This is a genomic window from Cellulomonas algicola (assembly GCF_003851725.1).
GTDB classification, from domain to species: Bacteria; Actinomycetota; Actinomycetes; order Actinomycetales; family Cellulomonadaceae; genus Cellulomonas; species Cellulomonas algicola.
The window spans coordinates 1-15,816 of record NZ_BHYL01000026.1 but is presented as its reverse complement, the minus strand read 5'-3'; the positions used below and the strand labels follow the sequence as shown (position 1 = coordinate 15,816).

The window sequence follows — 15,816 nt, the reverse complement described above, 5'->3', positions numbered from 1 at the left end:
GAGCGCACCCGCGGCGCCGGCCCGCGGGCGGTCGGGCCCGCACTCGGGCGGCGGTGCACCCGCGCGCGGCGGTGCACCCGCGCGCGGCGGCGAGGGCGTGGTCGCGCGCTACGACGCGGACCGCGGCTTCGGCTTCATCACGCCCGACTCCGGCGGCCCGGACCTGTTCGTCCACGTCTCCGTCGTGCGCAACACCGAGTTCCTGGAGGAGGGCGACCGCGTCCGGTTCCGGGTGCGGCAGAGCGACCGTGGCCCGCAGGCCGACGGCGTCGAGCTGATCTGAGCCGAGCCGGCCCGCCGCGACTTCGCGTCGTCCTGCGCGCCCGCACGACGACCACGCCCGCCTGACCTCGCGCGCCTGACCTCGCCCGCACCGGAGGACGTGAGCCGCCACCGCCCGTGGCACGCTGCGGGCATGGACGAGCCGACCGGTGCGGAGTGGCGCACCGCGACGCACCCGGCCGCGGTCGCGGCGTTCGTGGCGGAGCTCGCGCTCGTGGTGCTCGCGGCGGTGACCGGCTGGCGGCTCGGCGAGCCGCCGTGGACGGCGCTGGTGCTCGCGGTCGTCCTGCCGCTCGCGGTGGTGCTCGTGTGGGGCCGTTGGTTCGCCCCGCGCTCTGCGCACCGGGTCGAGCGACGCTGGCCTCGCTTCATGGGTCAGGTCGCCGTCTTCGTCGTCGTCGCGGTCCTCGCGGCGTCCGCCGGGCTGCTCTGGTGGGGTGTGGCCGTCGCCCTCGTGGGGGCGGTCGCCTTCGCCGCCGCGCCGCGCGCGCTGTAGAGCGGGACGCGTGCGGCTGCGAGCGCGACGGGTCACCGCACGCACTGCCCCGTGCGGTCGCCGTGCACCTCGGTCCAGCTCGTCCCGGTGACCCCGCGCGGACCGGTGTTGCCGGTGCAGACGAGGTCGTGCGCGACCGCGACGTACCCGAGGTCGACGCTGTGCGGGTTGTCGACGAGCACGAGCGACCCGGTCACGAGGACGTAGCAGTCGCGCTGGTCGCGCCGCGGCTCGGCACCGATGCTCGCGAAGTCCGTCAGGCCGGTCACCCGCAGGTCCCCGGCGACCGTCGCGCCGCAGACGAGCACGTCGCCGGATCCGGTGCTCGTGAGGCCGCCGTAGAACGTCGCGCCGTGGACCAGCAGCCGCCCGCCCGTGACCGCCGCGGGCCCCATGAGCTCCGAGCGGCCGCGGACGCGCGTCGCGTCGCGCACCTCGACGTCGTAGGTGCCCCACAGGCGGGCCGCCTCGAGGGAGACGTCGACCGCCTCGCCGGTCACGTCGCCGTCGACCGAGCCGCCGGCACCGTCGCCCACCCAGATCTTGAGCGACGCGGTGTCCCTGCTGGTCAGGGTCACGTCGCCGCGCACCCGCGAGTCACCCAGCTCGAGCCGCCCGGCCACCTCGGCGTCGCCGTCGACGGACGCCCGACCGACCGAGAACGTCGCCCCCGCGAGCACCGTGACGTCGCCGTGGACCGTCCCGCGGAAGATCCAGCAGTCGACGTCGACGACGAGGTCGCCCTCGACGCTCTGCTCCACGAGCGACGAGCCCGGGATGTCGGAGCACAGCGTCGGCGGAGGTTCCGCGGCTGCCGCCGACGGCGACGCCCCTGCGACGACCAGCACCGCGCCGACCAGCACCGCCCCGACCGCCGCGCCCGTGAGCGCACGACGACGTCCCCCCCGACCAGCCATGGTCCCCCCCTCGACCCGACGCGTCCGGCCATCGTGCGCCCGCCCACCGCGCGCCACAAGCCGCGGGCGCGCCGGCGCCGACCGTCCGGGAGTGCGGGGGTGCGCGCTGCACCCGCCGACGGTGCGGGATCAGGGCCGAGGGCCGTCGGGGAAGCCCGTCCAGCGCAGCTCCGCCGGCAGATGCGCCATGTCGTTGAACGCGACGAGCCGGGGCGGGAGGCCCGCGCGGTACTCGAGGACCGTGAGCCCGGTGTTGCCGCTGTCGAGCCCGAGCCACCGGGACGCGGGCGCGTCGAGCGCGTGCCGCACGAGCCAGGCGACCTGGAACGAGTGCGTGACGAGCACCTCGTGCGTGTCGCGCGTCACCGTGGGGTCCGGCGCGGTCGCGAACCGGTCGACCAGCGCCGTGGCCAGCCTGCTGCCGGCAGCCGCCTCCGCGTGGTCGACGCCGTCGAAGAACTCCGCCCAGGCGGGGTGCAGGTCGGCCCGGTCGGGGACGTGCGGGACGTGGTCGACGAGCTCCGCGGCCTCGGCCGGCGCGACGCCGGGGAGGTGCCGGGCGAGCGCGTGCGCGGTGGAGACCGCGCGTGGGAGCGGCGAGTGCCAGACCGCGTCGACGGGCACGCCCGCGAGGCGTTCACCCAGCAGGCTCGCCTGCACGCGACCGACGTCGGTGAGGGCGCCGAACGCGTCGGCCTCGCCGTGCCGCGCGACGTACAGGTGCCGCACCACGCTGCGCGTCGTCGTCACCCCACCGCCCTCGTGACGGTGCCCGCGCTCCCGTCGACCGTGACGAGCGACGCGTCCCCGAGCAGCAGCGTCGCGTCGGGCACGCCGAGCACCGCAGGGATCCCGAGCTCGCGCGCGACGATCGCAGCGTGGGACAGCACCCCGCCGGTCTCGGTGACGACCCCGCCGACGACCCGCAGCAGGGGCGTCCAGCCGGGGTCGGTCCACGGGCAGACCAGGACGTCCCCGCGCCGGACGTGGACGAAGTCGCCGGGGTCCCGGACGACCCGCGCGGGACCCGTCGCCGTGCCGCGGCTGCCGGGTGCCCCGGTGAGGACGGTCGCGCCCGCGGCCGGGCGCACGGTGGGCGACGGGGGCGTCGCGGGCGGGAGGTCGGCGGTGACCGGCCGGGCCTGCAGGATCCACACCTGACCGTCCGCGATCGCCCACTCGACGTCCTGCGCACCGCCGAGCGCGGCACCGACGACGCGTCCGAGGTCGGCGAGCCGCCGGGCGTCGGTGTCGTCGAGCACGCGTCGGTGACGGTCGGGGGCGGGCACGACCCGCGTCACGAGCCGGTCTCCGCGACGGTCCAGGCGGGTCCGCTTCTCCGCCGTGACCGCATCCACCGAGCCGTCCGCGCCGACGGTGTACGCGTCGGGGTTCACGGCGCCCTCGACGACGCTGGGGCCGAGCCCCCACGACGCATCGATCCGCGTCGGGCCGTCGGGACGGGCGGGTGTGAACATGACGCCCGAGACGTCCGCGTCCACGTGCCGCTGCACGACGACGCCCATCGCCGGGTCGGCGTCGCGCCGGCGTGCCGCGCGGTAGGCCACCGCCGGGTCGGCGTGGAGCGACACCCAGCAGGCGCGGACCGACGCGACCACCGCGTCGACGCCTCGCACGGCCAGCGTGCTCGTGTACAGGCCCGCCGCCGCGCCGTCGTGGGCGTCCTCGTCCGACGCGGACGACCGCACGACCACCGGGGCGCCGCCGAGCGTCGCTACCGCGTCGGCGAGCGCTGCCCGGACATCCGCGGGCACCGGGCGGTCGGCGATCGCCGCCGGCCCGTTCCGGCGCGTCTCCGACGCGCTGCTCGCGTCGCGGACGGCCGACCGGTAGACGTCGAGCGGGACGGCCCACCCGTCCGGCACCGGGAGGCCCGCGCGCAGCAGGTCGCCGAGGGCGCCCGCCTTGCCTCCGCAGGTGCGGGCGCTGGCATCCGTCAGCGGCACGAGCATCGGTCGGCCTCCCTCCTGGTCATCAACGTTGTGTTGACGGCGTCCCGTCGAGTGTGCAAGGTCGGAGCATGACGCGCAAGGACCCCGACCCACACGGAGCCACCGTCGACCAGGACAGGGCGCGACGCGAGGACCAGGCGCGCGACCGGCTCCTGCGGGAGGGCGCCGACGGCCTCGTCGCCCGCCCGTGGCGGCCCGCACCGGTGCCGCCGTCGGCGACCGACCTCGCGCAGTTCGCGCTCTGGCGCTCGCCGGATCTCGACGGCCCTGGGCTGCTCGCGGCGCTGGCACTGCTGCCCGCGGCGCGAGCCGAGGTGGACGGGCTCGAGGCCGGCCTGCTGTTCGTCGCGCGGAGTGCCGGGCTGACCTGGGCGCAGATCGCCGACGCGATGGGCTTCAACTCGCCGCAGGCGTGCCAGCAGCACTACGCGCGGCTGACGAACCGGACCGGCGCATGACTCGGCCGTCGGCACCCGAGCTGCTCACGCTGCACGCGGTCCGCATCCTCGGCTTCGCCGACACCACGGCCGTCGCGGGCCGCTTCGGCCTCGACGTCGCCGAGGTCGGCGAGACGCTGGGCGACGCCGAGGCGTGGGGCTGGGTCACGCGCTCGACCTTCGCCGACCTGAGCGGGTGGTCGCTGACCGACCGCGGCCGAGCCGAGAACGAGCGGCAGCTCGCCGCCGAGGTCGCCGCCGCGGGTGCGGGCGCGGAGGTCGACGCGGTCCACCGGGAGTTCCTCCCGCTCAACGCGCGGCTGCTCGCGGCCTGCACCCGCTGGCAGATGCGCCCCACACCCTCCGACGCGCTCGCCGTCAACGACCACGCCGACGGGGCGTGGGACGCCGACGTCCTCGCCGAGCTCGGCGCCATCGCCCGCGGCCTGGCGCCGCTGGTCCGACGGCTCCGTGACGTCCTCACCCGGTTCGCGGACTACGACACGCGCGTCGACGCGGCGCTCCGGCGTGCCCGGACGGGTGAGCACGGCTGGGTCGACCGTTCCGACCTCGACTCCTGCCACCGGGTCTGGTTCGAGCTGCACGAGGACCTGCTCGCGACGCTCGGCCTCGACCGCCACGCGCAGCCCTGACCCGTCGCCGGTCGCGGTCGTGCATGCTGACGCCCGTGGACACCTACCTCCGGACCGGTCGTGCGACGCTGCGCCCCTTCCGCGCCGACGACGCGGACCTGCTGGTCGAGCTCGACAGCGACCCCGCCGTCATGCGCTTCCTGTCCGGCGGCGAGCCGACGGCGCCGGAGCTGATCCGCGAGCGCGACCTGCCGAGCATCCTCGCCGGCTACGACCGGTGGGCGGGCGCGTTCGGCCTGTTCGCGGCCTACGCGACCGAGGACGACGCGTTCCTCGGCTGGTTCTGCCTGCGCCCTGAGCGCGACGGTCCGCTGGACGAGGTCGAGCTCGGCTACCGGCTGCGGCAGGCGGCGTGGGGCCAGGGCTACGCGACCGAGGTGTCGGCGGCCCTCGTCGAGAAGGCGTTCACCGAGCTCGACGTGCGCGTCGTGTGGGGCGCGACGATGGCGCTCAACACGGCCTCGCAGCACGTCATGGAGAAGGTCGGGATGACCGTCGCGGAGGCGCTCGAGACGCCCGACGACATGCTGGCCGTCGAGGGCGCCGACCTCGGGGGCTACCGGTACGAGATCACGCGGGACCGGTGGGAGCAGACGCGCGCTCTGCGCGCCTGACCCGGAGGTCGGCGCAGGCGACCGTGGGGCCGCGCCGGTGGCGCGACCCCACGGTGCCGCCGCGGGCGCCGCTCCCCACAGCGCCCGCGGCCGTGCCTGCTCCTACCGCCGCGACCAGAGCTGGTTCGTCGCGCCCGTGCACGTCCACAGCAGCACGGCGGTGTTGTTGGCCGTGAGGTTGCGGTCGACGTCGAGGCACAGCCCCGACCGCACGCCGCGGATCGTGCCGTCACCCTGGAACGTCCACTGCTGGTTGGTCCCGCCGTTGCAGTCCCACAGCTGCACGCGCGTGCCCGCGGTGGCCGTCAGGGGTGCGTCGAGGCACTTGCCCAGCGACCGGAGCGTGCCGTCCGTGCCTGCGGTCCACGTCTGGTTGGGCGCGGTGTGGCAGTCCCAGATCACGAGGCCGGTGCCGTTCGCGGTGGCGCTCCCCGGCACGTCGAGGCAGCGGCCCGACGACGCGCTGACGAGCGTGCTGCCGGTCGGCGGCGGGGGCGTGGTGCCGCTGGGGGTGACCCGGAACAGCGCGACGCCGTGCTGCGCGACCTGCGCGGTGATCTGACCGGTCGTCGTGCCTGTCGCGCCGGTCCAGACCTCCCGGTACTGGTGCGTCCCCGAGCCCAGCCCGACCTGCCCGAGCGTCGTCGAGATCTGCCGCGTGCCGGAGCCGCGGTTGAGCAGCGCGACGGCGACGGAGCCGTCCGCGAGCGGCTTCGCCCAGACCTCGGCGTCGCCGTCGTCGCGCACGCGGTCGGCCTGCCGGACGAGCGGGTCCTGGTCGATCGCCAGGACGTCGCGGTTCGTGAGGACCGTACGCACGTCGGCGGACATGTTCCGCAGGTCGTTGCCCGCGATCAGCGGTGCGCTGAGCATGGCCCACATGCTCAGGTGCGCCCGGTTCTCGGTCGCCGTGAGCGCGTTCCGCACGCCGACCATCAGCATGTCGGGGTCGTTGTACTGGCCGGGTCGCGTCCACTCGCGCATGGGCTCGACGATGTCGAGGGCCTCGGTGATGCCGACGAAGCAGTCGGCGGACGGGGAGCAGCCCGTCGACCAGGACGCGGACAGGTCCTCGGACGTGCGCCACATGTCGGAGAACGCGCCCCAGCCGGAGTACGTCGGCGCCGTGTTGGAGTGCGCGCTGTTCGGGTTGATCGAGTACACGATCGGGCGGCCGGTGGCCTTGAGCGCGTCGCCGAACCGCCTGAACACGGTGGCCTGCTCGCTCGCGCTGCCCCGCGGGTCGCACCAGTCGTGCTTGACGTAGTCGACGCCCCACGACGCGAAGAGGTTCGCGTCCTGCGTCTCGCGCCCGTACGACGACGTGCCCGGCAGGTTGGCGAAGTACTGGTTGCAGGTCTTCTCGCGCGGCGCGTGGTAGATCCCGAACTTCAGCCCCTTGCCGTGGATGTAGTCGCCCAGCGCCTTCATGCCCGACGGGAACCGGTCCGTGCGGGCCCGGAGGTTGCCGCTCGCGTCGCGGGTGTCCTGCATCCAGCAGTCGTCGACGACGACGTACTGGTAGCCCGCTGCGGCCATCCCCGAGCTCACCATCGCGTCCGCCGTCTGGCGGACCATCTGCTCGTCGATGTTGCAGTAGAACGTGTTCCAGCTGTTCCAGCCGAGCGGCGGCAGGGGTGCCGGCTCCTCGACCGTGGGGGCGGCCGCCGCGGCGACCGGTGCGGCGGCCTGCGCGGGCACGCCGAGGGCGATCGCGGACACCGTCAGAGCGGTCGTGGCCAGGGCGCTGCACCAGCGACGACGACGAGAACTTCTCACGAGAGCACTCCCTTGTGCGGTGGTCGTGGTGGTGGTCGACGGGCGCACGCCGGGATCGGCTGCCGGTCACCGAGCCCATGTGAGCGCTCACATCGCCGCCATCGTGCCAGCGCTCGGCTGTCGCGGAACCCCTTCGACGAGGTCCGAAACGGTTCGAACGCCCGACGCGGCTCCTCCTTCAGGCGGAGCGCGGGGACGGGCAGCGCGGTCGTCGGGTCAGGGTCCGGTCCGGCGCAGGCCAGGGCGCGGGCCGGGGTCGTGCCCGATGCGCCGTGCGAGCCCGGACGGCACCGTCGAGGCATGACACCGAGAGCCGCACCACCGGCCGTCGACCCCGGGAACCACGCCCCGCGCTGGCCGGCCGTGCTCGCCGCCGCCTGGGTCGGCACCTGCTGCCTCGTCGCAGGTGGCGCCTTGATCTGGTCCCGGGTGCGAGGCGGCGGGACGGCCGACCAGGAGGTCGTCGTCCTCGCGATCGGCCTGCGGCTGGTGACGGTCGCCGTGGCGCTGGCGTCCATCCAGCCCTGGGGGAGGCGGCTACCTGGTCGGGTCGTGCTCGGCGGGCTCTGGGGCGCCGGTGCCGTCCAGCTCGCCTACCCGCTCGCGGAGACCGTCGTGAAGACGGCGACCCTTGCCGGGCTCATGGAGCCGCTCGACAAGGGCATCAGCGACATGAGCATTCAGGGGTGGTTCAACTTCGGCGCGACGTGGCTCATCTGGGGTGTCCCGGGCGCGCTCTTCGTCCTCGCTGCGGTGGTGTTCGGCCGCCGGCTGCCCCACGCGCGCGCCTGGGCGCTCCTGTCCGTCCTCGCGGGTATCGGGTTCCTCGCCGGGCTCGGCCTGCTCATCGGCTGACAGGGCCGCGCTCCGACGTCGTGCACCCGGGCAGTCGCCGCTGTCGCCGCCGCTGGGGCAGACGGGCCGATCCTTCGGAGCGTCGACCGCCCGGCCGGTTCGACGTCCGTGGCGACCGGGCGGCCGTGATCGATCAGCGGGGGAAGAAGAAGTTGTCGTACGCGCGCAGGGTGCTCCCGGTCTCGGGGTGGAAGAGGAGCTCGAGACCGGCCCAGTAGCCCGGGTCGGTGCGCGTGTACCCGCAGGTGGGCTCCGAGTCGCCGCCCGGGTCGGACACACGGCCGAGCAGCTGGCCCTCGTACCAGACGTTCGCGACCGCGACCGCTCCCGGCGTCGAGTGGCACGCGCGGACGCACAGCCGTCCGGTGGACCCGTTGACCGAGGCGTAGCCCTTCCACACGCCGTTCTTCTGGACGACGAGGTCGAGGGTCGGGGCGGCCGACGCGGGGGCGGCTCCGGCGAGGGCGGCACCTGCGGTCAGCAGGGCGGCGGCAGCAGCGGTGAGGGTGCGGGTGCGGCGCACGGGCGGTTCTCCGTCATCGTCGGGACCCTGGTCGGTCCGGGCGGGCCAGCATCTCAGCGAGGGGACGGGCCTCGCATCTCGGGGGAACCGGACGTGTCCCGAGCCGTCCCGACGATCCCGCGCTCCTCGACGGCCGCGTCCGGCGGCTTCGGGGCGGTCAGGACGTGAGGACCCCGCGCTCGCGTGCGACGGCGACCGCTCGGGTCCGGGAGGTGACGCCGAGCTTGTCGTAGAGGTGCGCCAGATGCGTCTTGACCGTGGCACGGGAGACGAAGAGCTCGCGGGCGATCTCGTCGTTCGAGCGGCCTGCGGCGACCAGGGTCAGCACGTCCAGCTCGCGTGAGGTGAGCGCGAGCTGCGGCGCGCGCACCCGGCCCAGCAGGCGCTCCTGCACGGCGGGCCCCAACGTCACCTGGCCGGCCGCCGCGGCACGGACCGCGCGCACCAGCTCGTCGGTCGGCGCGTCCTTGAGCAGGTAGCCGGTGGCGCCCGCCTCGACGGCCGCGAGGATGTCCGCGTCCGACCCGTACGTGGTCACCACGAGCACCGCGGGCCCGCCGCGTTCGGTGAGCGCCTGCGTGGCCTGCGCCCCGCTCATCCGCCCGGGCCCGAAGCGCAGGTCGAGCAGCACGACGTCGGCGTGGTGCGCGCCCGTCCAGGCCAGCATCTGCTCGGCGCTGGCCGTCTCCGCGACGACCCGGATGTCGGGCTCTCCTTCGAGGACCGCACGCAGGCCCGCGCGGACCACCGGGTGGTCGTCGGCGATCACGACGTCGATCACGGCTCTCCCTGCTCGTCGGCGTCGCGCGCAGCCGCCGGCAGGCTGACGGCGACGGCGGTCCCCTCCCCGGGCGCGGTCTCGACGGCCAGCGTCCCGCCGAGCTCGTGCACGCGCGAGCGCATCGCGGGCAGCCCGAACCCGCCGCCCGCCGGGGGTGCGCCGAGGTCGAAGCCGTCGCCGTCGTCCACGACGTCGAGCAGCACCGTGTCCTCGAGGTAGGTGAGCGTGACGTCGGCCCGCCGCGCGTGCGCGTGCTGGTGCACGTTCGCGAGCGCGGACTGCGCGACGCGCAGCAGGGTCGTCTCCACCGGGACGGCGAGCGGCCGGGCCGCACCCTCGACGCGGATCGCCACGCGCAGCCCCTGGTCGTCGGTCCGGGCGGCGACCCTGCCGAGCGCGTCGGGCAGCGAGGAGTCGGCCAGGTCGACCGGGGACAACGCGCGGACGAACCGGCGCGCCTCGGCGAGGTTGTCCAGGGCCGTCTGCCGCGCGGTGTCCACCAGGTCGGCGGCGCGGGTGTCGTCGGAGCCGACCGCCTGCCGCGCCGAGCGCAGCAGGAGCTCGACGGCGGTGAACCCCTGCGCGAGCGTGTCGTGGACCTCGCGCGCGAGCCGTTCACGCTCGGCCGCGACGGCGCGGTCGCGCTCGGCGGCAGCGAGGTGCTCGCGCGCGGCCGTCAGCTCGTCCAGCGCCCGCTGGCGTGCCTGGGACTCCCGTACCAGTGCCTCGAGCCCGAGGACGACGCCGATCGCGACGACCGCACCGACAGCGGGCCCGAGCACGTACCCGAGCAGGGGATCGTCGGGCGACCGGCGCGCCAGCCCGGCGGCGACGGCGCCGGCGGTCGTGAGCGCCGCGAGCGGGATCCCGCGTCGGGGCCCGAGCACGTGCATCTGCAGCAGCACGAGCGGGAACGCGAGCCACAGCGCGGCCGGGGACGCGACCAGGAGCACCGCCCACAGCGCCAGGTCCGCCGCCATCCACGCGAGCACCGCGCGGCCGTGACCTCGAGGGCCGTCGACCGCCGCCTCGTGCACCCGGACGTGCCGTCGGCCCCAGACGTGCACACCGACGAGAGCCGCACCCACCGCCGCGGCGAGCCACCGCGCTCCGGGCGACGCCTGGACGACCGCGACCAGCACGAGCGCGACGAGGAGCACGTCGAGCCCGCGCAGCAGGGCACGCGACGCATCGACCAGTCGTCCCACCCCGCCACGCTAACCGCGGCACCGGGGAGCGCATCGACCGAAAGGACGAGGCGCGCCTCGGCCGTCCGGCGCGGAGACGACGACCGTGCTCACGATCCGGCGCGACGCGTCCCCGGCGAGCCTGGAGCTCCTTCCTCTCCCACCCTCCGGAGGTCCTGTGTTCGTCGCGCTGCGCGACCTGCGGCACGCCCGCGGCCGCTTCGCCCTCATCAGCACGGTCGTCCTGCTCGTCGCCGTGCTCGTCACGTTCCTGTCGTCCCTGACGGCAGGCCTGGCCCGTGCGTCGGTGTCCGCGTTGACCGACCTTCCCGCGGACCGGCTCGCCTTCGGCATGGCCGCGCCCGGCGACAAGCCGGACCTGACGTCCTCGCGCGTCACGCAGGACCAGTGGCAGGCGTGGTCGCGCGTCCCCGGCGTGGGCGACGCCCAGCCGCTCGGCATCGCCACCACCCGGGCGACGTCGCAGGGCGACCACGGCACGACGGTCGCCGTCACCGCCTTCGGTGTCGAGGCGGGCTCGGACCTCGCGCCGGGCGGCGGGCCCGCGGACGGCCAGGTCGTCGTCACGCGCCGCGCAGCCGACGCGCTCTCCGTCGCCGCCGGGGGCGCGCTCGCCGTCGACGGCGCCGAGCTCACCGTCACGCGCGTCGTCGCTGACGACGCCCAGCTCTCCCACACCCCGGTGGTCTGGGTCTCCCTCGCCGACTGGCAGCAGGTCGGCGCACGTGGCGGGGGCGAGGCACCGCTCGCGACGGTGGTCGCGCTCACGACGACCGGCCGCGCCGACGAGGCGTCCGCCGACGGTGCGATCGGCACCACGACGGTGACCACGAGCGCGGCCCGCAGCGCCGTCTCCTCGTTCACCGCCGAGAACCTGTCGCTGACGACCATGCAGGCGTTCCTCGTCGCCATCTCCGCGCTCGTCGTCGGCGCGTTCTTCACCGTGTGGACGATCAGCCGTCAGGGCGACGTGGCCGTCCTCAAGGCGCTCGGCGCCTCGACCGGCTACCTCCTGCGCGACGCGCTGGGCCAGGCGGCACTGATCCTCGTCGGAGCGGTCGCCGTCGGCGCGGGCCTGGCCGCCGCGGCGGGTTCCGCCCTCGCCGCGGTGCTGCCGATGGTCGTCTCGCCGGCCACGACGCTCGCGCCGGCCGCTCTCCTCGTCGTGCTCGGCCTGGTCGGCGCGGCAGCGGCCGTCGCGCGTATCACCCGGACCGACCCCCACGCGGCCCTCGCCGCCCGCTGACCCACCTGCCTGCGGACCGTCCCCGATCGGAGATCACCATGGATCTGCACCTCGACCACCTCAGCCTCGTCTACCCGGACGGCGACACCACGCTCACCGCGGTCGACGACGTCACGCTGACCGTCCCCGCGGGGACGACGACGGCCCTGCTCGGGCCCTCCGGGGCGGGGAAGTCCAGCCTCCTCGCGGTCGCCGCCGGTCTCACCCGCCCCACGACGGGTCACGTCGCGTTCGGCGAGGAGGTGGTCCTCACCCCGACCACGGGCAGAGCGGAGGCGACCCGCCTGCGGCTCGACCGGATCGGCATCGTCTTCCAGTCCCCGCAGCTCCTCGCGTCCCTCACCGCGCTCGAGCAGCTCGAGCTGCACGCGCACCTGCGCGGTCGACGCCCCGCGAGCGTCCGCGGCGAGGCGATGAGCCTGCTCGACGCCGTCGGGCTCGCGGACCAGGCGCACCGTCGGCCGGCGCACCTGTCCGGCGGGCAGCGTCAGCGCGTCGCGATCGCGCGTGCCCTGGTGGGCCGGCCGGACGTCCTGCTCGTCGACGAGCCGACCTCCGCGCTCGACCACGAACGCGGGACGCAGGTCGTCGAGCTGATCACCCGGCTCGCACGCGACCTCGACGCCGCCACGCTGCTCGTCTCCCACGACGCGTCGACCCTCGGGTCGGTCGACGCCGTCGCGCACCTGGTCGACGGCGGTCTCGAGGGTGCTCGCGCGGCCGTGTGACAGGGGCGGCCCCCGCGGAGGACCTCATGCGGCGACACCGACGGAGCCGCTCCGTCGACCCCGGTGACGCGGCGGGCTCAGCCCACCCGGACCAGCTGCCACTGCTGGTTGGTGCCGTTCCAGTCGGAGTACTGGACGATGTTGCCGCCGTCGGCGGTGGAGGCGCCCTGCACCTCGACCGCCTTGCCGCTGTTGCGGGCGATGAGCTGGACGTACCCGTCGATGGTCTGGATGCTGAACTGCTGGTTGGTGCCGCCGTTGTCGCTCCACTGCTGGATCGCCGCCCCGTCCGCGGTCGACCTCGCGGCCACGTCGAGGACCTTGCCCGACAGCCGCGACCTCAGCTGGTAGAAGCCGTTGCCGGTGCTGACGAACTGCCACTGCTGCTGGGTGCCGCTGTTGCGCGACCACTGGGTGATGCGGGCGCCGTCGGCGGTGGACAGGTTGTAGACGTCGATGGCCTTGCCGCTGTTGCGGTTGACGAGCGTGTACCAGGCCGCGGTGTCCACGGGCCCCGAGCCCCCGGGGTTCCCGGCCGGGTTGCCGATGCTGCCCGGGACGGACCGCAGCGCGGCGAACCAGACGGCCGCCATCTTGTCGTAGCCGGCCGCATTGGGGTGCACGCCGTCGGGGAGGTCGGCGAGGCTCACCGCGCTGTACATGTCGACGAGGTGCACGCGCTTCCCGCTGGCGGCCCTGCTCGACACGATGCCCGGGATGGCGGCGTTGTAGGCCCGGACCTTGGCGTCGGCGTACGACACCGGGATGAGGGTCGCGACGAAGACGTCGGTCTGGGGGGAGGTGCTCGTGATCTTGTCGACCAGGGCCGCGAGGCGGGCCGGGGCGTTCGCCAGGTCGCGGTTCTGGCTGATGTCGTTGGTGCCGATGTGCAGCAGCACGCTGCGCGGCTGGTACGTGCGCAGCCAGCCGACGACGTTGGCGTCGATCTGGTCGATCCGCCAGCCGGAGTGCCCCTCGTGGTCGTGGTCCCAGATGCTGGCCGGCCCGTTGTAGCCCGACCCCACGAAGTCCGTGGTGTAGCCGTTCTGCGCGAGGCGCTGCCACAGCCCGACGCGGTAGCCGCCGCCTCCGGTCATGCCGACGCCGTCCGTGATCGAGTCGCCCAGGGGCATCACGCGAGTGCCGCCGTTGCTCTCGGCGGTGGCGGGCGCGGACTGCGTGACGACACCCCCGGCCAGTGCGACGCAGAGCGTGACGGCGACCAGCAGCCGTCGGACGGTTCGGTGCATGTCGTGTGCCTCCTGGAGATGGCCGCGCCGTTGCGGGGTGATCCCGATGTGAACGCTCACATGGCGGAACCGGCCCACTCTGGCACGGGGCTCGCGAGGCCCGCGATCGGCCCAAACGATTAGGTCCGGGGGCGCTGGACAGGTCCGATCCGGCCCGACATAGTCACGCCGACCGGTGCGTCCTGGTCCCTGTCCGCCGGCTGCCAGCGGGGACCGTCGGGCGCACGTGACGACCAACGACGATCGGACGAAATCATGCGTAGAGCCCAACGATGGCGCCGGCCCTGGACGGTGGCTCTGGCGGCGGCGACGCTGCTCACCGGGGTGACGGTCGCCCAGGCACCCGTGGCGTCCGCCGCGACCGGCTGCCGGGTCGACTACGTCGTCTCCTCGCAGTGGAGCGGCGGGTTCACGGCCGCCGTCAAGGTCACCAACCTCGGTGACGCGGTCAGCAGCTGGGTCCTCACCTGGACCTTCCCCGCGGGGCAGACCGTGACCCAGGCCTGGAGCGCCACGGTCACCCAGAGCGGCGCGGCCGTGTCCGCGAGGAACGCGTCGTACAACGGCTCGCTGGGCACCGGGGCGTCGACGGAGCTCGGCTTCAACGGCAGCCACAGCGGCGCCAACCCGGCGCCCACGTCCTTCGCGCTCAACGGGACCACCTGCACGGGGTCCCCCAGCGGCACCCCCACGCCGACACCCACGGGGACGGCGACGCCGACCCCCACACCCTCGGCCACCCGGACGCCGACGCCGAACCCGACCAGCGCGCCCGCGGACCTCACGGTGAACACGGGCACCAGGTACCAGACGATCGACGGCTTCGGCGCGGCCGTGTCGATCTGGGGCGGCGCGTGGTCGACCGCCGACACGCAGACGCTCGTCGGCATGGGCGACAACCAGCTCGGCCTGTCGATCGTCCGCACCGGGATCTCGCCGGTGTCGAGCGAGTGGGGCACGCAGGTCAGCGCGTTGAAGACGGCGAAGGCGTACGGCTCCGACGTCAAGATCCTCGCCTCGCCCTGGACCGCGCCGGCCGCGTGGAAGTCGAACAACAGCCGGATCAACGGCGGCACCCTGCTGACCTCGCGCTACGGGGACTACGCCAACCACCTGAACAGCTACGTGCAGTACATGAAGAGCCAGGGCGTGACGATCGACGTCACGTCGATCCAGAACGAGCCGGACTGGCACCCCGACTACGACTCGATGGCGTGGACCGGCGACACGCTCCGCACCTTCGTGCGCGACCACGGCGCGAAGATCACGGGCACCAAGCTCATGGTCGCCGAGTCGCTCGGCTCGAACCGGGCCTACACCGACCCCACGCTCAACGACGCGACCGCCCGCAGCAACATCGGCTACATCGGCGGCCACATCTACGGCCAGGACACCGGGCCGAACCTCTCCCGGTACCCGCTCGCCGCGCAGTACGGGAAGAACCAGTGGATGACCGAGTGGAACTTCCACGAGGCCGACGGCAGCGGGTCGCGCATCTGGGGCGACCCGTCGAACGCCGCCGCGTGGAACGAGACGCTCGACAGGATCATGCCCTCCGTCAACCGCACCATGGAGGCGAACTGGAGCGCGTACGTCTGGTGGTACGGGCGGCGCTACTACTCGTTCATCGGTGACGGGGAGTCGGCGTACGGGACGACCGGCGGGGCGGTCCTCAAGCGCGGCTGGGCCTTCTCGCAGTACTCCAAGTACGTCCGCCCCGGCTACCAGCGCGTCGGCGTGACCGAGAGCGCGAAGGCGTCGCCGCTCGACGTCACGGCATACCAGGGCGACGGCAAGGTCACCCTCGTCATCCTCAACCGCTCGACCAGCGCGGTGAACGGCGCCGTCATCCAGGCGCCGCAGGACGTCAGGTCTGCGCTCCACACGATGACCTCGCAGTACTCCAGCCGCGCGGCCCGGACCACGAGCGTCAACGGCAGCCAGGTGACGGTCGACGTCCCCGCACGGAGCATCTCCACCGTCGTGATCACGCTCTGAGCGCCTGAGCACGCCCGGAGGGCGCGGCTGACCGGAGGCGGTGCTCCACGTCGAGCTGACGTGGAGCACCGTCGAC

At 74.5% G+C, this 15,816-nt stretch carries 17 protein-coding genes; 9 read left to right on the top strand and 8 right to left on the bottom strand.

Translation table 11 applies throughout. The features are described 5' to 3' along the window. Positions 1-283 (top strand): cold-shock protein (locus tag CTKZ_RS01635; RefSeq protein WP_148090445.1); only part of this gene is annotated, 283 nt, incomplete at its 5' end. A gap of 132 nt (positions 284-415) precedes the next feature. Beyond that, the gene (locus CTKZ_RS01630) at positions 416-778 is read left to right on the top strand and encodes a DUF2568 domain-containing protein (protein WP_124341300.1); all 363 of its coding nucleotides are present in this window, start codon (positions 416-418) and stop codon (positions 776-778) included. Between the two features lie 32 nt (positions 779-810). Here CTKZ_RS01630 and CTKZ_RS21320 read toward each other — a convergent pair whose 3' ends face one another. The 3 genes from CTKZ_RS21320 to CTKZ_RS01615 all read right to left on the bottom strand — a co-directional run bounded on the left by CTKZ_RS21320 (position 811) and on the right by CTKZ_RS01615 (position 3,668). Next, positions 811-1,695 (bottom strand): hypothetical protein, encoded by an 885-nt coding sequence (locus CTKZ_RS21320; protein ID WP_160142798.1) that lies wholly within the window; start codon positions 1,693-1,695, stop codon positions 811-813. A 129-nt stretch (positions 1,696-1,824) separates the two neighbouring features. Then, positions 1,825-2,445 carry a histidine phosphatase family protein gene (locus tag CTKZ_RS01620; protein WP_235843124.1) on the bottom strand — a complete coding sequence of 207 codons (621 nt, stop codon included), beginning with the start codon at positions 2,443-2,445 and terminating at the stop codon, positions 1,825-1,827. Next, positions 2,442-3,668, bottom strand: a complete 1,227-nt coding sequence (locus CTKZ_RS01615; RefSeq protein ID WP_124341299.1) for a PEP/pyruvate-binding domain-containing protein — start codon at positions 3,666-3,668, stop codon at positions 2,442-2,444. Before CTKZ_RS01615 ends, CTKZ_RS01620 begins: the two co-directional genes overlap by 4 nt. Before the next feature lie 68 nt (positions 3,669-3,736). Between CTKZ_RS01615 and CTKZ_RS01610 the strand changes: the two genes are divergently transcribed. The 3 genes from CTKZ_RS01610 to CTKZ_RS01600 are packed head-to-tail and all read left to right on the top strand — an operon-like array spanning position 3,737 to position 5,372. Then, the gene (locus CTKZ_RS01610; RefSeq protein ID WP_124341298.1) at positions 3,737-4,126 is read left to right on the top strand and encodes a DNA-binding protein; all 390 of its coding nucleotides are present in this window, start codon (positions 3,737-3,739) and stop codon (positions 4,124-4,126) included. Continuing rightward, positions 4,123-4,758 carry a transcriptional regulator gene (locus CTKZ_RS01605; protein WP_124341297.1) on the top strand — a complete coding sequence of 212 codons (636 nt, stop codon included), beginning with the start codon at positions 4,123-4,125 and terminating at the stop codon, positions 4,756-4,758. The genes CTKZ_RS01610 and CTKZ_RS01605 overlap by 4 nt, the downstream gene beginning before the upstream one ends. A gap of 35 nt (positions 4,759-4,793) precedes the next feature. Next, positions 4,794-5,372: a GNAT family N-acetyltransferase gene (locus CTKZ_RS01600; protein WP_124341296.1), complete on the top strand. Its 579-nt coding sequence runs from the start codon at positions 4,794-4,796 to the stop codon at positions 5,370-5,372. A 102-nt stretch (positions 5,373-5,474) separates the two neighbouring features. Here the strand turns inward: CTKZ_RS01600 and CTKZ_RS01595 are convergent, their stop codons facing one another. Further along, a complete protein-coding gene (locus CTKZ_RS01595) occupies positions 5,475-7,094 on the bottom strand; it encodes a glycoside hydrolase family 27 protein (RefSeq protein ID WP_235843123.1) in 1,620 nt (539 codons plus the stop codon). A 357-nt stretch (positions 7,095-7,451) separates the two neighbouring features. Here CTKZ_RS01595 and CTKZ_RS01590 point away from each other — a divergent pair, with 357 nt between their 5' ends. Next, positions 7,452-8,006 carry a hypothetical protein gene (locus tag CTKZ_RS01590; protein ID WP_124341294.1) on the top strand — a complete coding sequence of 185 codons (555 nt, stop codon included), beginning with the start codon at positions 7,452-7,454 and terminating at the stop codon, positions 8,004-8,006. Positions 8,007-8,139: 133 nt separating this feature from the next. On the opposite strand, the gene CTKZ_RS01585 is transcribed toward CTKZ_RS01590, so the two are convergent. From CTKZ_RS01585 to CTKZ_RS01575, 3 genes are all read right to left on the bottom strand, one after another. Then, positions 8,140-8,529, bottom strand: coding sequence for a hypothetical protein (locus CTKZ_RS01585; RefSeq protein WP_124341293.1), 390 nt, complete (start codon positions 8,527-8,529; stop codon positions 8,140-8,142). A 157-nt stretch (positions 8,530-8,686) separates the two neighbouring features. Continuing rightward, complete coding sequence (locus tag CTKZ_RS01580; RefSeq protein WP_124341292.1) at positions 8,687-9,310, bottom strand: response regulator; 624 nt, start codon at positions 9,308-9,310, stop codon at positions 8,687-8,689. Further along, positions 9,307-10,518 carry a sensor histidine kinase gene (locus CTKZ_RS01575; protein WP_235843122.1) on the bottom strand — a complete coding sequence of 404 codons (1,212 nt, stop codon included), beginning with the start codon at positions 10,516-10,518 and terminating at the stop codon, positions 9,307-9,309. The genes CTKZ_RS01580 and CTKZ_RS01575 overlap by 4 nt, the downstream gene beginning before the upstream one ends. A gap of 157 nt (positions 10,519-10,675) precedes the next feature. Between CTKZ_RS01575 and CTKZ_RS01570 the strand changes: the two genes are divergently transcribed. Continuing rightward, on the top strand, positions 10,676-11,764 hold the full coding sequence (locus tag CTKZ_RS01570; RefSeq protein WP_124341291.1) for an FtsX-like permease family protein: 1,089 nt from the start codon (positions 10,676-10,678) through the stop codon (positions 11,762-11,764). A 38-nt stretch (positions 11,765-11,802) separates the two neighbouring features. Further along, positions 11,803-12,492, top strand: coding sequence for an ABC transporter ATP-binding protein (locus CTKZ_RS01565; RefSeq protein ID WP_124341290.1), 690 nt, complete (start codon positions 11,803-11,805; stop codon positions 12,490-12,492). Positions 12,493-12,569: 77 nt separating this feature from the next. Here the strand turns inward: CTKZ_RS01565 and CTKZ_RS01560 are convergent, their stop codons facing one another. After that, on the bottom strand, positions 12,570-13,742 hold the full coding sequence (locus CTKZ_RS01560; RefSeq protein ID WP_124341289.1) for an RICIN domain-containing protein: 1,173 nt from the start codon (positions 13,740-13,742) through the stop codon (positions 12,570-12,572). A 324-nt stretch (positions 13,743-14,066) separates the two neighbouring features. On the opposite strand from CTKZ_RS01560, the gene CTKZ_RS01555 reads away from it, so the two are divergent. Next, the gene (locus CTKZ_RS01555; protein WP_235843121.1) at positions 14,067-15,740 is read left to right on the top strand and encodes a cellulose binding domain-containing protein; all 1,674 of its coding nucleotides are present in this window, start codon (positions 14,067-14,069) and stop codon (positions 15,738-15,740) included. The last annotated feature ends 76 nt before the right edge of the window (positions 15,741-15,816 follow it).